This is a genomic window from Neisseria sp. P0020.S005, assembly GCF_051957055.1.
Taxonomy (GTDB): Bacteria; Pseudomonadota; Gammaproteobacteria; order Burkholderiales; family Neisseriaceae; genus Neisseria; species Neisseria subflava_A.
On record NZ_JBQCWV010000009.1, the window covers coordinates 47,316 to 63,490 of the forward strand.

The window sequence follows — 16,175 nt, forward strand, 5'->3', positions numbered from 1 at the left end:
CGTCTGAAAACAAATTTACACGATAATCGTGTTTTTGCTTTCAGACGGCCTTTAGGTCTTGTTTTTCGTCGGTTTTGGGGTGTTAAACCACTAAACAATACAGTCAATGCTGCACCTGTGGGCAGGTCGATCAGTACGAGGGGAAAGAATGCTGTAGAGTCCAAAGTTGTCAGCTCGTGCAACACGGTTAACATAGCAACGGAAACGTGTATACTGAATAAGCAGTTGCTGCCTTGGTCAACTGCCAATCAATGACCTACTCTAATTTCAATAGTGGGAAACGATCGATGTGTTTGGCAATCATGGCCTGTGCGATTTGTTGGAAGAAGGTACTCATGAGAAATCCCCTAAATGTCTTGGGTCGGAATTTAGGGGATTTTTGGGAATTTTGTAAAGGTCTCAAATAATGAAATTAACGAAATATCCTTATAATTCCATAAGAGAGTTAGAGGACTATTTACTAAATACTTATCAAAAATATATTATTCTAAGAGAGGAAGGAAAGGAGATTTATCGATGTTTTATTCTTTCTTTTCACAAAGAATTCAATATAGGTATTGGATTAGCTGTTTCCTGTATAAGTATTTCCCCAAAAGTATTAATATTTGGTGATAAAAATATTTTTATCGGATTTGATTCAGTCGTTTTTTGTATTTCTATACAAAAATTAGAAGTTAATATGATAAATATAGATGGAATAGTTTTTGATATTTATTTATTAGAGAATCAAAAAATTTGTATTATTCATGAGTTGGGTGCAATTATTACAGATAAAAACTTAACAAGAGAGAATTTAGTATCTACCGATATAATATCAGACTGGAAAATAGATAAAATTAATAAGTTAATTATATTAACAGAATTAGACTCTGAAAAAATAATTTCTCTAAATTATGATTGAGGATGCTTGGTTATTTAAGATATTCTCCTCATTACGTAATACAGGTTGGCTGAAAACTAGGAAACTGTTTCAGACGACCTTTATTTATCGGCTTGAGCGGCGGCGACACTACCTATGCTAACTCTAATAGACGGCCATTTTTATAGGTCAGTTGAAAATAGCCGTTCTATTTTTTCAATAACTCCAAATGAATTAAAAGTTATTTTACAAAGTAGAAATACGATATCCTCTCCAGTAACAGCCATCCCTGGCGGTCAGTTTGTCCGTGTAGTCGATACTGGTAAGAATATTGGTATAACTAGTTTGAAGGAAGGAGGAACACCAACTAGATATATTAAGATATTTACTGACGAAATGGGAAATTTAATCACAACATATCCAGTGAAAGGGCAGTAATTATGCAAAAAAAAAATAATACTTTCTTTAAAAGAAAAAATAGAGGGTATAGGTAATAATGTAGATCATATCTTACTCGCAACTTTAATTCTTAAATGGTTACATGATTATCCTAGTTTAGAGAAAGAATTTTTAGATCACCGTTCAAATATTTCTGAATTTATGAATATAGAAATTTTAGATATCCCTAATTACCCAATAAAAAAATCACTAATTAGTTTTTACGATTTAAAAGCTCTTAAACGGCAAATAGATATTTCCATGCAAAGAAATAATTCATATATTTATCAATCGCTACAAAATTTTTTAGAGAATTTATTTATTATTCAAGAACCAGATATGGAATGTAATATTTGCCATGGCACCTATGGTTTTGATTTATGGAAGGAAATCGAGACTAATAGATTAGTTTATTGCTGCAAAACATGTGCATTCTCAGAATATGTTAATGGGGAATTTAGAAATAATGAAAATCACCTTACCATTCCAACAAATGATGATTTGAGTTTATTGAATACATAATTAATAGAATAAGTTATAGAAAACTATATTTACATTTTTCATCATGAGAAGCTTATGACTGAATTAAATCTTGTTTTAGATAACCTCAACTTGTTGCAAACTAGAAAAGGAGAATAACCATGAATCATGAGCAAGCCGTAGCCCATATGAAACCTAAACTCAACAAGTAGGATGTGTGCGGAACACACGTATGCGGTTCTCAAGGTTTGAGCTAAGAGGCCGTCTGAAAATAGAAAAACCATTTCAGACGACCTTTTACGTTACGCGCTCAATCAGGCGTGATACTGACGGGATAATTCGTGTACGGTATCGACCAAGATTTTGGCGTGTTCCGGATTGGCGTGTTGGTTGATGCCGTGGCCAAGATTGAATACATGGCCGCTGCCGTTGCCGTAGTCGGCAAGGATGCGTGCGACTTCGGTGCGGATAGATTCCGGTGTGCCGAAGAGGGCAAACGGGTCGAAGTTGCCTTGTAGGGCAACTTGTTCGCCGACGCGACGGCGGGCTTCGCCGATGTTGCAGGTCCAGTCCAAGCCTAATGCGTCTGTGCCGATTTCTGCCATGCTTTCCAGCCATAAGCCGCCGCCTTTGGCAAATACGATAACAGGCACGCGGCGGCCTTCGTTTTCACGTTTGAGTCCGGCTACGATTTGTCGGATGTACTTCAGGCTGAATTCTTTAAATGCGGCATCGCTCAACACGCCGCCCCAAGTGTCGAAAATTTGTACGGCTTGTGCGCCGGCATCGATTTGGGCATTGAGATAAGCGGTAACGGCTTGAGCATTGGTGTCGAGGATTTTATGCAGCAAATCAGGGCGAGAATACATCATGGTTTTGATGGTGCGGAATTCTTTGCTGCTGCCGCCTTCAACCATGTAGCAGGCGAGTGTGAACGGGCTGCCTGAGAAGCCGATCAGCGGAACTCGGCCGTCCAGTTCTTTACGGATAGAAGTTACTGCATCAAAGACGTATCGCAGTTTTTCCATGTCGGGAACCTGTAGTTTTGCAATGTCGGCTTCCTGTTGCAAGGCGCGTTCAAATTTCGGGCCTTCGCCTTCGGCAAAGTACAGGCCCAAACCCATGGCGTCGGGTACGGTCAGAATGTCGGAAAACAGAATTGCCGCGTCCAGATCAAAACGTTCTAAAGGCTGGATGGTAACTTCGGTTGCCAGCTCGGTGTTTTTGCACAAATCGAGAAAGCTGCCTGCGCGTGCGCGTGTGGCTTTGTATTCAGGCAGATAGCGTCCGGCTTGGCGCATCATCCAGATGGGGGTGTATTCGACAGGCTGTTTGAGCAGGGCGCGGAGGAAAGTGTCGTTTTTCAGAGCAGTCATGATAAATAGGCTTTCTGATTTGGTATGTTGGAACAAAGTTCAGACGGCCTTAGTTGTTTATTCAGGCCGTCTGAAATAATTAAATAGAAATTAAATAGAAGCTGGTATGAAAGATTTCATGAGTTGTTAATGCGAAGCCGGCACATCAATTTGGCTGAGGAAGGGCTGCCGGATATTCTTCTTCGGCCACGCTTTCCAAAACCAGATTGCGTTGTTCTTGCGCTTTTTGCGGTTGGTCGGTTTCATCAAACACGCGCGCTAGGACCAAATGTGCGGATACGCTGGGTTGCAGGGCGATGCTGGCTTCGAGGTAGCCTTGGGCTTTGCCCCAAAGTTTGCGGCCGTAAGCCAGTTGGCCAAGATACATCAACAGTAGCGCATTGTCCGGTTGTTCCTGCAACCAAGAATCTGCCAAATCGATGGCTTTTTGCTGGTCGCGCTCGCTTAGGAAGCGCACGGATTCGACAAATGCTTCCAAAAGCTCGGGCTGGCGGTTTTGCGGATAATGGGTTTTTACCCATTTGACCGCTTCGGCATACAAGCCCAAACGCTCGTATTTCTCGGCAATCGCGACGCACAATTCGCCAGATTTCACGTTTTCGGGAATCTGTTTTAAACAGGCTTTCAGACGGCCTGCATCGGTTACTTCGCTCAAGAGGCGGCGATATGCCCAGTTCTGATACTGTTCTGCTTCGTAATCGTTGATAGCGCCGGCTTTGACCAGTTTTTCCGCTTTTGCCAAGACATCTGAAGCATCGCCGTGATCAAAGGCATAACGTAATTGCAGACGCACCAAGCGGCTCAAGTTGCCGTTGATTTTGGCTGCGGCTTCAAGGTTTTGTGCGGCAGTCGGATAATCGCGGCGGCTCAGCGCAGATTCGGCCAGCAAAAGATGGCGGGAAAGCTGCTGTTTTTGTGGCAGCTGTTCGATTTCGTGCAGATAGCGGTCGCGCAATTCAAAGTTTTCCATTTGGTCGGCCGCGTGTGCGCCCAACATCAAAGCCAGGGTGCGGTTGTCGCCTGCTTCTTTGTTTTGCAAGACTTTGGCAGCTTCTTGTTCGGCTTTTTCAAAACGGCCTTCAAAATATGCCAAACCTGCGCTGTTCAAAGAAGCAGAAGCCTGACGGCCTTTGCGGGCAATGCCGAAGCGTTGCATACGCGCCGGAATGTTCAAGAGGCCGAACACGAATTTAATCAGGAAATACAAAACGAATACACTCAACAGCAGGCCTAAAACAAAGGCATGCAGATTGATACGCAGCATGGTTTGCTCAACCACGACATACACGTTGCCGGTATAAATGCCGGAAGCCAACGCTAAACCGACGGCGGCGGCAAACAGAATGATAATCCAAACGACGGTTTTCATGCTTGCTCTCCTTTAATTTTGGCAGCAGGCTTGGTTTGGTTTTGTGGTTTGGCAGCTTCGGCGGCCGGTTCTTTTTTGTTTTCAGACGGCAATGCAGGTGCTTCTAAAGACTGAGGGGCAGAAGCGGCAGCAGGAGCGGCAGTGGTGGCTTGCTCGGTAGTTGCAGCCGGAGCGGAAGCGGTTTTCTCGGCAGCTTGGGTTTGCGTAGCTTCTTCGGTCGTCATTTGTGTACGCGAACCTTCTTGATAAGCACGAACGGCGCTCAAGCTGGCTTTCAGACTGTCGTCTGAAATCATGCGGACATCAAGAGCTTTGAGTTCGGCCAACTCTTTCAGCCATGACTGGGTAGCAGGGGATTTGCTGTCGAAGTATTGTTTCACGGTTGCTTCAACGTTGTTCAAATCGCTTTGATACACTTCGCCGTTGTGTTGCAACAGGGCAATGCGCGCATCCAAAAGGCGCAGGCGCAGGTTTTCACGGATGAAGTAGGTTTGATCGGGCGAAATCAACATGGCGTCGTTGCTGTCCAGATGACGGACTTCAACCAAGCCTTTGAGGGCATTGAGGGATTTTTCCCATGTGTTTTCCCACCAAGTTCCTGAATTGGCGGCTTCGACAGGCGCGGCACCCGGTTTCAATACGCCGTCCAAGACCAAAGGCAGTCCGGAAATACCGGTTTCCAAACGGTCGATACGCAAGGCAGTAGCGGAAATATCGACATAAGGACGGTTTTTCAGTGCGGCCAAATCATTGCTGATGGCTTGCTTGATGGGGATAAGTTCAGGCTGTTCAAAACGGCTTAAGCGACTGTCGATGTGTTCCAATACGCTGACCGCGCCTTGGAGGTTGCCTGACAGCATCAATTGTTGCGAAGCAGTGTTCAACATCGATTCGGCTTCGTCGACCAGCCAGTTGATACGGCCTTTGAGCAACTCTTGATAAGCTTTCTGCGTTTGCAGGATTTGATCGCTATTGTTTTTTTGACCGTTGTTCAGGCGGTCTAACTCGGCTTGAATAGCGGTTTGGCGGTTGAGGTTGTCTTTTAGAAGGCTGGCGTTTTCAGACTCGCCCAATGCAGCTTTGTCGATTTTTTGGTTGAATTCGAGCTCTTGGTTTTTTAAAACATTTTGACCCTGTACAAACAGGAATCCGCTCGCGCCTAGGCCAAGCAGTGCCAAGACGATCGCACCTGCGGCCAAGGCTTTGCCGCCAGATTGTTTGATGATAACAGGGGCGTTGTTTTGTGGGAGATTGTTGGACTCGGGCATGCTCGCCTCCACTCGCTGAGGTTGGGTAGGTTTGATTTGTTCAGACGGCCTGGTGTTTTCAGAACGTTCAGGCGCTGAAGCTGCCGTACTGGCAACTTGTTGGGTATCTTTATTGTCTTCGACTGGGTTCACTGCTTGGCTCCTTTGTGGCATGGATGAAAGTGCAGCGGATAAGGAAGTAACGGTTTCTACATGTTTGGCGCCAACGATGCGAAGCGCATCGGCAATGCGCGGATGGTGGGTAAAGTATAGCAAGGATTCGAAGAATCGGGAAAATTGCGGCGGAATCTGATGGAAAAATTCGCGCGCGAGCTCGCCGGATGTAACGTAGGCGGCGGCGATGTCTTCAGTTTTAAAGTTCTGCCAATCGATGATGTGTGGCCGTCTGAAATAGATTTCGGCGATGTCGATTTGGAAACCCAGTTCGGTCAGTTTGTCTGCTAGAAAATCACGGCCGCCATGACCTCGAATGATTAAAACTCGGGCATTGGGTGGCAGGTTTTTCCAAATAGGCATTCTCAAGACGGCTTCGCTGTCGTTGCCATCTTCGGGAGAGAATACGGGATAGGGGGAGAATTGTGCCAAAGTATGTTGGCTGGTTTGGCCGACGGTAATGTGTACTTTAGGGCCGTCTGAAAAGGTCAGATACGGTACTGCAGTTTCAATAGTGGTCGGGCTGACCCAAAACACCACATCGGCTTGCTTGAATTGTTCGGGGAGTTTTTTTAGCGCCGAACGATCCGCCTCTATTTCAATCGGACTCAATACCTGAGCCTGCCAACCGGCTGCATGGCAGGTTTGGATATCTTGCTGTGGACGGTTGGACGGACGGATGATGAGTAGAGTAGGCATAATGTGGGATAAATTATTAAGGTTTAGGCCGTCTGAAAGAAGGGTTTCAGACGGCCTGTTGCTGACGTACATTATTGATCGACGAATGCGCGCTCAATCAGGTAGTCGCCGCGAACGCCGGTTTTTGGAGAAACGGTCAGGCCGAATTCGTCCAAAACGCTGCAGGTGTCTTTCAACATGGCAGGGCTGCCGCACAACATGGCGCGGTCATCTTGCGGATTGATTTTAGGCAGACCGATGTCTTCGAAGAGTTTGCCGCTGCGCATCAAATCGGTCAGACGGCCTTGGTGTACATATTCTTCGCGTGAAACGATCGGGTAGTAAATCAATTTTTCTTTAACCAAATCGCCCAGGTATTCATGTTCGGGTAATTCTTTGGTAAAGCGGTCGTAGTATGCCAAGTCTTTTTTGTAGCGTACACCGTGAACCAAGATGATTTTTTCGAATTGCTCGTAAATTTCAGGGTCTTTGGTAATGCTCAGGAAAGGGGCGATGCCGGTACCGGTGCTCAAGAGGTAGAGGTGTTTGCCCGGATTCAGGTCGCCGGCAACCAATGTACCGGTCGGTTTTTTACTGATGAGGACATCGTCGCCGACTTTAAGGTGTTGCAGGCGGCTGGTCAATGGGCCGTCTTGTACTTTAATGCTGAAAAATTCCAGATGCTCTTCCCAGTTGGCAGAAGCCACGCTGTATGCGCGCATCAGCGGTTTGCCGTCAACCATCAGGCCGACCATGACGAACTGGCCGTTTTCAAAGCGCAAAGATTCGTCACGGGTGCAGGTGAAAGTGAAGTAAGCGTCGGTCCAGTGGTGTACGGACAAGACTTTCTGAGTGTTGAATGCTGCCATTGATATTTCCTGTCGGATAAGGCCGTCTGAAAAGGATAGGTTGGGGCGGCCAAGGTTAATAAAAAGAATGGAATATGGTGTTCAGCTACTTGCTTGCCGGTTTGGCTGATTTTTCGCTGAGGCTGTGCAGGTCGGAATAGCGTCCGCCTGCGTTGATCAATTCATGATGAGTGCCTTGTTCGACTACATTGCCTTCGTGCATGACAACAATATTGTCGGCTTTTTCGATGGTCGAAAGTCGGTGGGCAATCACTAATGTGGTACGGTTTTGCATCAGGTTTTCTAATGCGGTTTGCACCAAACGTTCGGATTCATTATCCAATGCGCTGGTGGCTTCGTCCAAAATCAAAATCGGCGCATTTTTCAAAAGCGCACGCGCAATGGCGAGGCGTTGACGTTGGCCGCCGGACAGTTTTAAACCGTTTTCGCCAACTTCAGTGTGCAGGCCTTGTGGCATTTTTTGGATAAATTCCCAAGCATTCGCGGCTTTTGCAGCATTGATAATTTCTTCTTCGCTGAATTTATCAGCTTGAGCATAGGCAATGTTTTCAGCAATCGTACCATTAAACAGGACAACATTTTGGCTGACGAATGCCATGCGGTTGCGCAGGCTTTCGAGCGTATATTCATTGATGTTGACGCCGCCAATCAAAACCTTGCCTTCATCCGGATTAAGGAAGCGCGGCAACATATTGGCCAGGGTGGTTTTACCGCAGCCTGATGCGCCGACCAATGCGGTCACTTTGCCTTGCGGTACAAGCAGGTTAATGTGGTTCAAGCTGTTGCGTTCGGCTTCAGGATAGCGGTGTACAACATTGCAAAATTCGATATCGCCAGGGTTTGGGCTGAGAATTTGTTTGCCTTCGTTGCTTTCTTCAGGTTGATCCAAAAAGGTGAAGACACTTTCTGCCGCCGCCAAACCGCGTTGCAGGGATTGCATCACGCCGGTCATGCGTTTGATGGGGTCAAACATCATGATCATGCTCGACAAAAACGACATAAAATCGCCTGCACTGAAGCCGGAAAGCCCTGCTTGGCGGGCGGCTGCGTAAATAATCGCAGCCAGAGCAACCGAGGCCATTAATTGCGTAATGCCGGTACCCGCAGAGCTGGCGGAAACCTGTTTGAGCAGGTTGCGGCGCACATCGTCGGCAATACGGTTGAAGCGGCGGTTTTCATAATCTTGACCGCCGTAGATTTTTACAACGCGTTCACCATTAATGCTCTCGCCCAAGACCTGCATCAGCTGGCCAAGATAAATTTGGTTGTTGGCAGACAATTTGCGCAAGCGTTTGCTGACCGTTTGGATACATACGGCGACGACTGGCAAAATAATAAAAGTAATCAGGGTCAAACGCCAGTTCAGATAAGTTAGCAAGCCCAATAGGCCGACTACGCTCACGCCGTCTTTAGCAATCACGGTAATGACGTTAAACCCTGCATCGGTAATTTGATTGACGTCGTTCAAGATACGAGACATCAAACGGCCGCCGGTATTGCTGCTGAAATACGAAGTCGGCAGGTGCATCATTTTGTTGAACATTTCACCGCGCAAGCGCTGCACCAAGTGGCTGGACAGATAAGTCGTGCAATATTCGTTAATGAAGTTGAACAGGCCGCGAATGAAAAACAGCGCCACAATTGCCAGCGGCAACCATGACATGCTTTTCATGTTTTTATCGACAAAACCTTCATTAATCAAAGGTTTGAGCAAGTAACCGAAAGCCGGCATCGTACCGGCGACAATCAGCATGGCCACTACGGAGACGATAAACATCTTCCAATAGCTTTTTAAATATCCAAGCAAACGCTTGTACAGCTCCCAGTTGGATGTGGCTTGTGTTGTCTGCATATCAATCCAGATTTAGAGCAAACATGCAATTCTAAACGAAAATATCTGTCATTACAATGTTTGCAATTGAAAGTCAAAAGGAGTTGGTATTGTTTTAACGCCTTGATTTTATATGATAACGACTGTAATGCGGTTGGATTGGCAATAACGCTGCCTACTTCATAAACACTAGTCGCGGCCGTCTGAAAAAGTTTCAGACGGCCTCTTCAGTCGTCAAAGACAGCCGGTTAAGCCAAAGCTTCCTTAATGATGTCTTTTACTGTCGTTGCGTTATTAGGGACAACACGGACCCGTTGTGGCAGATTTTCCAAGCCTTCCAATGCGGCAGGGCGAGGGATGGAAACTTCGCCGACAGCCTCATGGATGGTGGCTTCAAATTTGGCAGCCAATGCGGTTTCGAGGCAGACAATGGTTTCGCCGGCTTCGCGTACTTCACGCGCTACTTTGATGCCATCAGCTGTATGCGGATCAATCAATTCGCGGTCTTGTTCGTAAACCTGTTTGATGGTGGCAAGGCGGTTGGCATGGGTCGATTTGCCGGAAACAAAGCCATATTGTTGATGTACTTTGTTTAAGACAAATTCCAAATTGAAACCTTTGCCGGATCCTACTTCAGCCCATAAGGTTTTGATTTCGTCTGCATCGCGGTCCATCAGGTCAAACACAAAACGCTCGAAGTTGGAGGCTTTGGAAATATCCATAGACGGGCTGGATGTGACGTGGGTGTGTTCGCTGTTGCGAGGGCGGTATGCGCCGGTTTTGAAAAACTCGTCCAATACGTCGTTTTCATTGGTGGCAACAATCAAGCGGTGGATAGGCAGACCCATTTGGCGGGCGATATGGCCGGCGCAGACATTGCCGAAGTTGCCGCTTGGCACGCAGAAGCTGATTTTTTCGTCATTGCTCGAAGTGGCATTGAAATAACCGGCAAAGTAGTACACGACTTGGGCGACGATACGGCCCCAGTTGATGGAGTTGACTGTGCCGATATGGTATTTGGCTTTGAATTCGGCATCGTTTTGTACGGCTTTGACGATGTCTTGGCAGTCGTCAAACATACCTTCAACAGCGATGTTGTGGATATTAGCATCTTGCAGGCTAAACATTTGCGCGCGTTGGAATGCACTCATTTTGCCTTCCGGCGACAGCATGAAGACATTAACACCTTTTTTACCGCGCAGGGCATATTCGGCTGCAGAGCCGGTGTCGCCGCTGGTAGCGCCTAAAATATTGAGTTCTTTGCCTTCTTTGTTCAATACATATTCAAAAGCATTGCCCAAGAATTGCATGGCCATGTCTTTGAATGCCAAAGTCGGGCCGTTGGATAGGGCTTGGATTTTGATGCCGTCTGAAAGTGTGCGCACCGGAGTAATGGCTTTGGTACCGAATACTTCTTCGGTGTAGGTACGGTTGATGATGTCGCGTAAATCATCAGCAGGGATGTCGGTGGCAAACAGGCTCATGACCTCAAACGCCAGCTCAGGATAGCTGAGTGTACGCCATTGGTCTAAGGTGGCACGGTCGATTTGAGGGTATTGCTCAGGCAGCATCAAACCGCCGTCAGGAGCCAAACCCATCAATAAAACTTCGCTGAATTGCTTGCGTGCGGTTGCACCGCGCGTACTGATATATTTCATGATTTCTTCTCTATAAAAACAAAAGTATTGCCGATCAAAACAGGAAACCCGCCTGAGAACCATCCCGCAAGTCGCCCTATCCCGACCTTAATCCACTATAAACTTTCAGACAACCCCGATACACAGAGGTCGTCTGAAAAACATTATCTATACAGACGCTTGAAACAAGCATTGACGGTTTTCACCGTTATCGACGCAATCGCCCGATCACGCGAAGAAGGATTCAAAACATCCATCAACTCTTGTGCAGACACCTGATTCGGCGCTTCCTCGCTCGCGCAGCCGCAGATTTTGTCTTCCCACTCGCGCTGTTTTTCCGCGCTCATCGTCAGCGCGATCAAACGCCACTCATTGCGCTTGTTCAATTCCGAACGGCACTGATGATCGACCGCCATTTTCACCACGCTGCCGCCGATACCCGTACCGCCGCCCAAACCGCCGAACGACGAATCCGAATCATAAGCGCAACCGCCCAACAACGCCGCCACAGAAGCAACGGCAACAATCTTTTTCATATTCATAGCCATCCCTTGCCGCAAGGTCGTCTGAAACGCCCCGCAAAGTCTTTAAACAAACGCGTATTATACCGTAAGCAGTGAGGGATAGGGATTGTGAAAGTCGGGTATAATCCGTCTTTTTTGGGAAAATAGAGGATTGATCAATGGCTAACTCAAACGAAAACACGCAAAACCCTAAAGAGAATCAAGAGAAAACGGCTGACAAAGGTATTCAAGAGCACTCAGAGCATACCGCTGAAAATAAACAGCCTGAATCAAAAGACAATGAGAATAAAGATGAATCGACATGCTTATGTAAATTATTTACAAAGATTACAGAATGGATATGCGCAAGAAAAAATAAAAACTCAAACAAGGCAGATGAAAATGCCGCAAAAAACGATGATGCTGCAAAACAGGAAGAAATGAAACAAGCTGATACGGTGGAGCAACCAAAAGAGCAAAGAAAACTGTCTGATTATTTGGAAATTATCAGTAAAATATTGAGTATTTCTGCAATATTTGGAACATTTATTGGTGGATTTTTTATATATAACTATCTTAGCTACTTAGGGCAATTAAGCCTTTTTCCTGAAGCAATAACTAATCTATCTGCTTTGATAGCTAGTGCTATTGTTTTTGGGCTTATATTATTATGTTTTATAATGCAATTTTTCCTTATATTTTTATGTGGATATATTAAAGCAGATAAAACAATATCTTTTAAATTTAAATGCCTTTGCATTACCGTTTTTATCTTAGTATTTTTAGTATTATCCTGTTTCGTATTGGTCATTATATTCCGTTACATAGAAGATATATCTTCAAAAATATTCTTGATACTTTTCATCGGAGTATTTGACTTTATTTTTTACATTTTAGGTGCACTAATATTGAAACAAAGAATGGAAAAAAATATTTCAACTATGATTTTCTTTACTCCAATATTTGTTATTTCAATTATGCTTATTTTTAGCAGCAATCCCGCTTTATTTTTTAGATCTAATCGTTTTGTTCGTTTCGCTGAAAACTATGAGAATTCTTCATGGTACTTATTACACAACAACTTTCAACAAAACAACGGCTCTCAAGAAACCAACGGCATTGATAAAAATGACTTGCTTAAATTAAAACAAAAATTCAAATGTTCCGCCTTTTCAGAAACATATAGAAGAAAAAAAGGAATAACCTGTTCTCCGGAAACACGCAATAACGCACTATTTGGCTACATGGCTTGGAATTTGGGCGATACTAAAGTTTTCTGTCCACTAACTGTTTACAACATCATAACAAACGAAGAAGAAAAGGAAAAATTAGCTGAAGAATGTATCGCTATCAGCGGAAAAGCCCTGCAAATCATGCCTGAAAGTTATATCAGTACCAATACTGATGGCATTGACGACGGTAATCCTGAGAATACCGGTCATGACAATCCTGAAATTGATATTAATACTGACGTTAGATTCAAAAATGACCTTAACGCCCAATCCAATGCCGGCTTGACTAATTACAATATCCAGCCTGTCCTGCCGATACAATCCAACGCAAAAAATATGTCAATCCAGATTAATTACGGCAACTGTAATCATGATTCGCGTCATCCTGATATAGGAAACACGGACAAAAAAATCTGCCAGTAAGTTATGGCAGACCGATGCCGTCATTCCCGCGCAGGCGGGAATCCATCTTTAACGAAAAGCAAAGCCATAAAAATCAATCAACTGAAATTCACAAGCGGATTCCCGCCTGCGCGGGAATGACGGCTGTGATGTATCCTGTCTTTATTATTTCCTTTACCATCCGTCTGTTTTCAGACGACCTGCTATAATCCACGTCGTCTGAAAACCCTTTTCATGGAAACCGCCATGTCCGACCTTTTCGCCCGCCAACCAGAAGCCCCTTTAGCCGAACGTCTGCGCCCGCATTCTTTAGACGATGTCATCGGGCAACAGCACTTAATCGGCGAAGGCAAACCTTTGCGTGTGGCGGTGGAGGGAGGAAAGCCGCATTCTATGTTGCTGTGGGGGCCACCAGGTGTAGGCAAAACCACGCTGGCACGGATTTTGGCGCAGAGTTTCAATGCCCAGTTTCTGCCTGTTTCCGCTGTATTTTCTGGTGTGAAAGACATACGCGAGGCAATCGATAAAGCCGAAATCGCTTTGCAACAGGGACGCGCGACGATTTTGTTTGTCGATGAAGTCCACCGTTTCAACAAAGCGCAGCAGGACGCGTTTTTGCCGCATGTCGAAAGCGGTTTGCTGACCTTTATCGGCGCAACTACGGAAAACCCGTCGTTTGAAGTCAATCCCGCGCTGTTGAGCCGCGCGCAGGTGTATGTTTTGCAATCTTTGTCTTCAGACGACCTCAAAAAGCTGATTGCCAAAGTATTGGCTTTGCCCGAATACCGAGATTTCACGATTGAAGCCGATGCGCAGGAGCTGCTCGTCAATACCGCCGACGGCGATGCGCGCAGATTGTTGAATCTGCTGGAACAACTGTTACGCGCCGCCGACACACGTCGTCTGAAGACCCTGACCGCCGAATTTCTCGCCGACAGCTTGGGCGCGCAAATCCGCCGTTTCGACAAAGGCGGCGAGAGTTTCTACAACCAAATCTCCGCCCTGCACAAATCCGTGCGCGGTTCACATCCTAACGCGGCATTGTATTGGTTCTGCCGTATGCTCGACGGTGGTACCGACCCGCGCTATCTCGCCCGCCGCATTGTCCGCATGGCATGGGAAGACATCGGCTTGGCCGATCCGCGTGCCTTAACGATTGCCAATGATGCCGCCGCTACTTACGAGCGATTGGGTTCTCCAGAAGGGGAACTCGCTTTAGCGCAAGCCGTGCTGTATCTTGCCGCAGCCGCCAAATCCAACGCAGGTTATAAGGCATACAACCAAATGCGCCGTTTCGTCAAAGAAAATGCCAGCGACGAAGTGCCTGTCCACCTGCGCAATGCGCCGACCAAACTGATGAAAGAATTGGGTTATGGACGCGAATACCGCTATGCCCATGACGAACCAAATGCCTACGCCGCCGGTGAAAGCTATATGCCCGATGGCTTGGATGAACCCGATTTCTATCAACCCGTCCCGCGCGGGCTGGAAATCAAAATTGGCGAAAAGCTGAAATGGTTGAAATCCTTGGATGAAGATGTTTTAGATGGTTGAAGCGATAAATACACATAACATTAATCACAGAATAAATTAAATTTTTCAGACGGTCTTTGATGTCTGAATGTTTCTAACCTATACCACACATAATTTTTCATGAATATTTTTGAAGCCTTACTATTATTGTGCCTGCTGATTGTCATTAGCGCGTTTGTGTCCTGTTCCGAACTCGCGCTTGCCTCGGCACGCAAAATCAAATTGCAGGTCATGGCGAAAGACGGCGGCGATACGCGCGCGCTTGACGTAATCAATATGCAGCAGCAGCCGGGCAGCTTTATTACCGTTGTCCAAATCGGTTTGAATGCCGTCGCCATTCTTGCCGGTATTGTTGGCGAGGCGGCAATACGTCCGTATTTTGGCAGGCTGTTGGAGAACGCAGGCAGTTGGGGCAGCACAGTTGCCTCTTTGCTGACTTTCTCGCTGGTTACAGGCAGCTTTATTTTAATTGCCGACCTGATGCCCAAGCGTATGGCAATGACCCATCCCGAAGCGGTGGCGGTACGCATTGTCCGTCCGATGATGTTTCTGATTTTTATCTTAAAGCCCCTTGTCTGGGTTTTTGACGGATTGGCAAACGCAATATTCAAACTCTTCAAAATTTCAACCGTCCGCCAGGAGCAGCTGACCTCGGAAGATATTTATGCCGTCGTTGATGCCGGCGCTCAGGCTGGTGTGTTGAAAGAGCAGGAACACTATCTGATTGAAAACATTTTTGATATGCAGGAGCGCACGGTCACTTCCACCATGAGCACGCGCGAATACATCGCCTATTTCGATAAACACGATGACAGCGATACCGTATTGGAAATAATGTCGGACAAACCGCACAATAAATTCCTCGTGTGCGACGGCGATTTGGAACGCGTTATCGGCTATATCGAATCGCACACGCTGCTGACTTTGTTTTTAAAAGAAAAAGACGTCCGCCTGACCGACAAGCGCGTGTTGCGTAAAGCTTTGTTTATCCCCGACACGCTGTCGCTTTACGATGTCTTGGAAACCTTCAAGACTTCCGGCGAAGACTTTGCCGTAGTGGTCAACGAATATGCGCTCGTGGTTGGGGTGGTAACGCTGAAAGATGTGATGAGTATTGTGATGGGCGAGCTGGTCAATACCGAAGAAGAGCCGCAAATTATCCGCCGTACCGAAGACACATGGTTGGTGGACGGTGCCACGCCGCTTACCGATGTCATGCGCGCGCTGGATATCGAAGAGTTTCCCAATTCGGAAAACTACGAAACCATCGCCGGCTTTATGATGTATTCCCTGCGCAAAATCCCGAAGCGTACAGATTTTTTGGTTTATGCCGGTTATAAGTTTGAAATCATCGATACTGAAAATTTGAAAATCGACCAACTTTTGGTTTCTAAACAAGGAAATATGGTGGGGAAAATGTAATAGGCTTTAAAGGAATATTTGTAGTATCAGATGAAAACGGGCAATCTTGAAATAAGTTGCTTATGATTTATGTCTTTTCTTAAGTTGTATAAAAGGCCGTCTGAAAATCAAATAATCAAAAAAGA

At 46.0% G+C, this 16,175-nt stretch carries 13 protein-coding genes and 1 pseudogene; 6 read left to right on the top strand and 8 right to left on the bottom strand.

Annotated features, from left to right (window positions below; translation table 11 throughout):
• Window positions 1–406 precede the first annotated feature (406 nt).
• From ACTHTU_RS08275 to ACTHTU_RS08285, 3 genes are all read left to right on the top strand, one after another.
• Entirely contained in the window at window positions 407–901 is a 495-nt protein-coding gene (locus tag ACTHTU_RS08275; RefSeq protein ID WP_440362272.1) for a hypothetical protein, read from the top strand.
• Window positions 902–1,015: 114 nt separating this feature from the next.
• Complete coding sequence (locus ACTHTU_RS08280) at window positions 1,016–1,297, top strand: hypothetical protein (protein WP_377073293.1); 282 nt, start codon at window positions 1,016–1,018, stop codon at window positions 1,295–1,297.
• A gap of 162 nt (window positions 1,298–1,459) precedes the next feature.
• Window positions 1,460–1,819, top strand: coding sequence for a hypothetical protein (locus tag ACTHTU_RS08285; protein WP_228378036.1), 360 nt, complete (start codon window positions 1,460–1,462; stop codon window positions 1,817–1,819).
• A gap of 272 nt (window positions 1,820–2,091) precedes the next feature.
• On the opposite strand, the gene hemE is transcribed toward ACTHTU_RS08285, so the two are convergent.
• The 8 genes and pseudogenes from hemE to ACTHTU_RS08325 form a co-directional block, all read right to left on the bottom strand.
• A complete protein-coding gene (gene hemE / locus ACTHTU_RS08290) occupies window positions 2,092–3,153 on the bottom strand; it encodes a uroporphyrinogen decarboxylase (RefSeq protein ID WP_440362273.1) in 1,062 nt (353 codons plus the stop codon).
• 145 nt (window positions 3,154–3,298) lie between these two features.
• A complete protein-coding gene (locus ACTHTU_RS08295) occupies window positions 3,299–4,522 on the bottom strand; it encodes a heme biosynthesis protein HemY (protein ID WP_440362274.1) in 1,224 nt (407 codons plus the stop codon).
• Window positions 4,519–5,790, bottom strand: a complete 1,272-nt coding sequence (locus tag ACTHTU_RS08300) for a uroporphyrinogen-III C-methyltransferase (RefSeq protein ID WP_440362304.1) — start codon at window positions 5,788–5,790, stop codon at window positions 4,519–4,521. The genes ACTHTU_RS08295 and ACTHTU_RS08300 overlap by 4 nt, the downstream gene beginning before the upstream one ends.
• A gap of 216 nt (window positions 5,791–6,006) precedes the next feature.
• A pseudogene (locus ACTHTU_RS08305) lies at window positions 6,007–6,714 on the bottom strand (uroporphyrinogen-III synthase); the annotation flags it as partial.
• Entirely contained in the window at window positions 6,714–7,490 is a 777-nt protein-coding gene (locus ACTHTU_RS08310) for a ferredoxin--NADP reductase (RefSeq protein ID WP_070646015.1), read from the bottom strand. The pseudogene ACTHTU_RS08305 and the gene ACTHTU_RS08310, both read right to left, overlap by 1 nt.
• 85 nt (window positions 7,491–7,575) lie before the next feature.
• A complete protein-coding gene (gene msbA / locus ACTHTU_RS08315) occupies window positions 7,576–9,342 on the bottom strand; it encodes a lipid A export permease/ATP-binding protein MsbA (RefSeq protein WP_293207885.1) in 1,767 nt (588 codons plus the stop codon).
• 227 nt (window positions 9,343–9,569) lie between these two features.
• Entirely contained in the window at window positions 9,570–10,979 is a 1,410-nt protein-coding gene (gene thrC / locus ACTHTU_RS08320; RefSeq protein WP_070646009.1) for a threonine synthase, read from the bottom strand.
• Window positions 10,980–11,122: 143 nt separating this feature from the next.
• Window positions 11,123–11,494 carry a hypothetical protein gene (locus ACTHTU_RS08325; protein ID WP_440362305.1) on the bottom strand — a complete coding sequence of 124 codons (372 nt, stop codon included), beginning with the start codon at window positions 11,492–11,494 and terminating at the stop codon, window positions 11,123–11,125.
• 146 nt (window positions 11,495–11,640) lie between these two features.
• Here ACTHTU_RS08325 and ACTHTU_RS08330 point away from each other — a divergent pair, with 146 nt between their 5' ends.
• The 3 genes from ACTHTU_RS08330 to ACTHTU_RS08340 all read left to right on the top strand — a co-directional run bounded on the left by ACTHTU_RS08330 (window position 11,641) and on the right by ACTHTU_RS08340 (window position 16,050).
• The gene (locus tag ACTHTU_RS08330; protein ID WP_314067464.1) at window positions 11,641–13,116 is read left to right on the top strand and encodes a Yip1 family protein; all 1,476 of its coding nucleotides are present in this window, start codon (window positions 11,641–11,643) and stop codon (window positions 13,114–13,116) included.
• 225 nt (window positions 13,117–13,341) lie between these two features.
• Entirely contained in the window at window positions 13,342–14,649 is a 1,308-nt protein-coding gene (locus ACTHTU_RS08335) for a replication-associated recombination protein A (protein ID WP_440362275.1), read from the top strand.
• Between the two features lie 99 nt (window positions 14,650–14,748).
• Complete coding sequence (locus ACTHTU_RS08340) at window positions 14,749–16,050, top strand: hemolysin family protein (RefSeq protein WP_296184433.1); 1,302 nt, start codon at window positions 14,749–14,751, stop codon at window positions 16,048–16,050.
• Window positions 16,051–16,175: the final 125 nt, after the last annotated feature.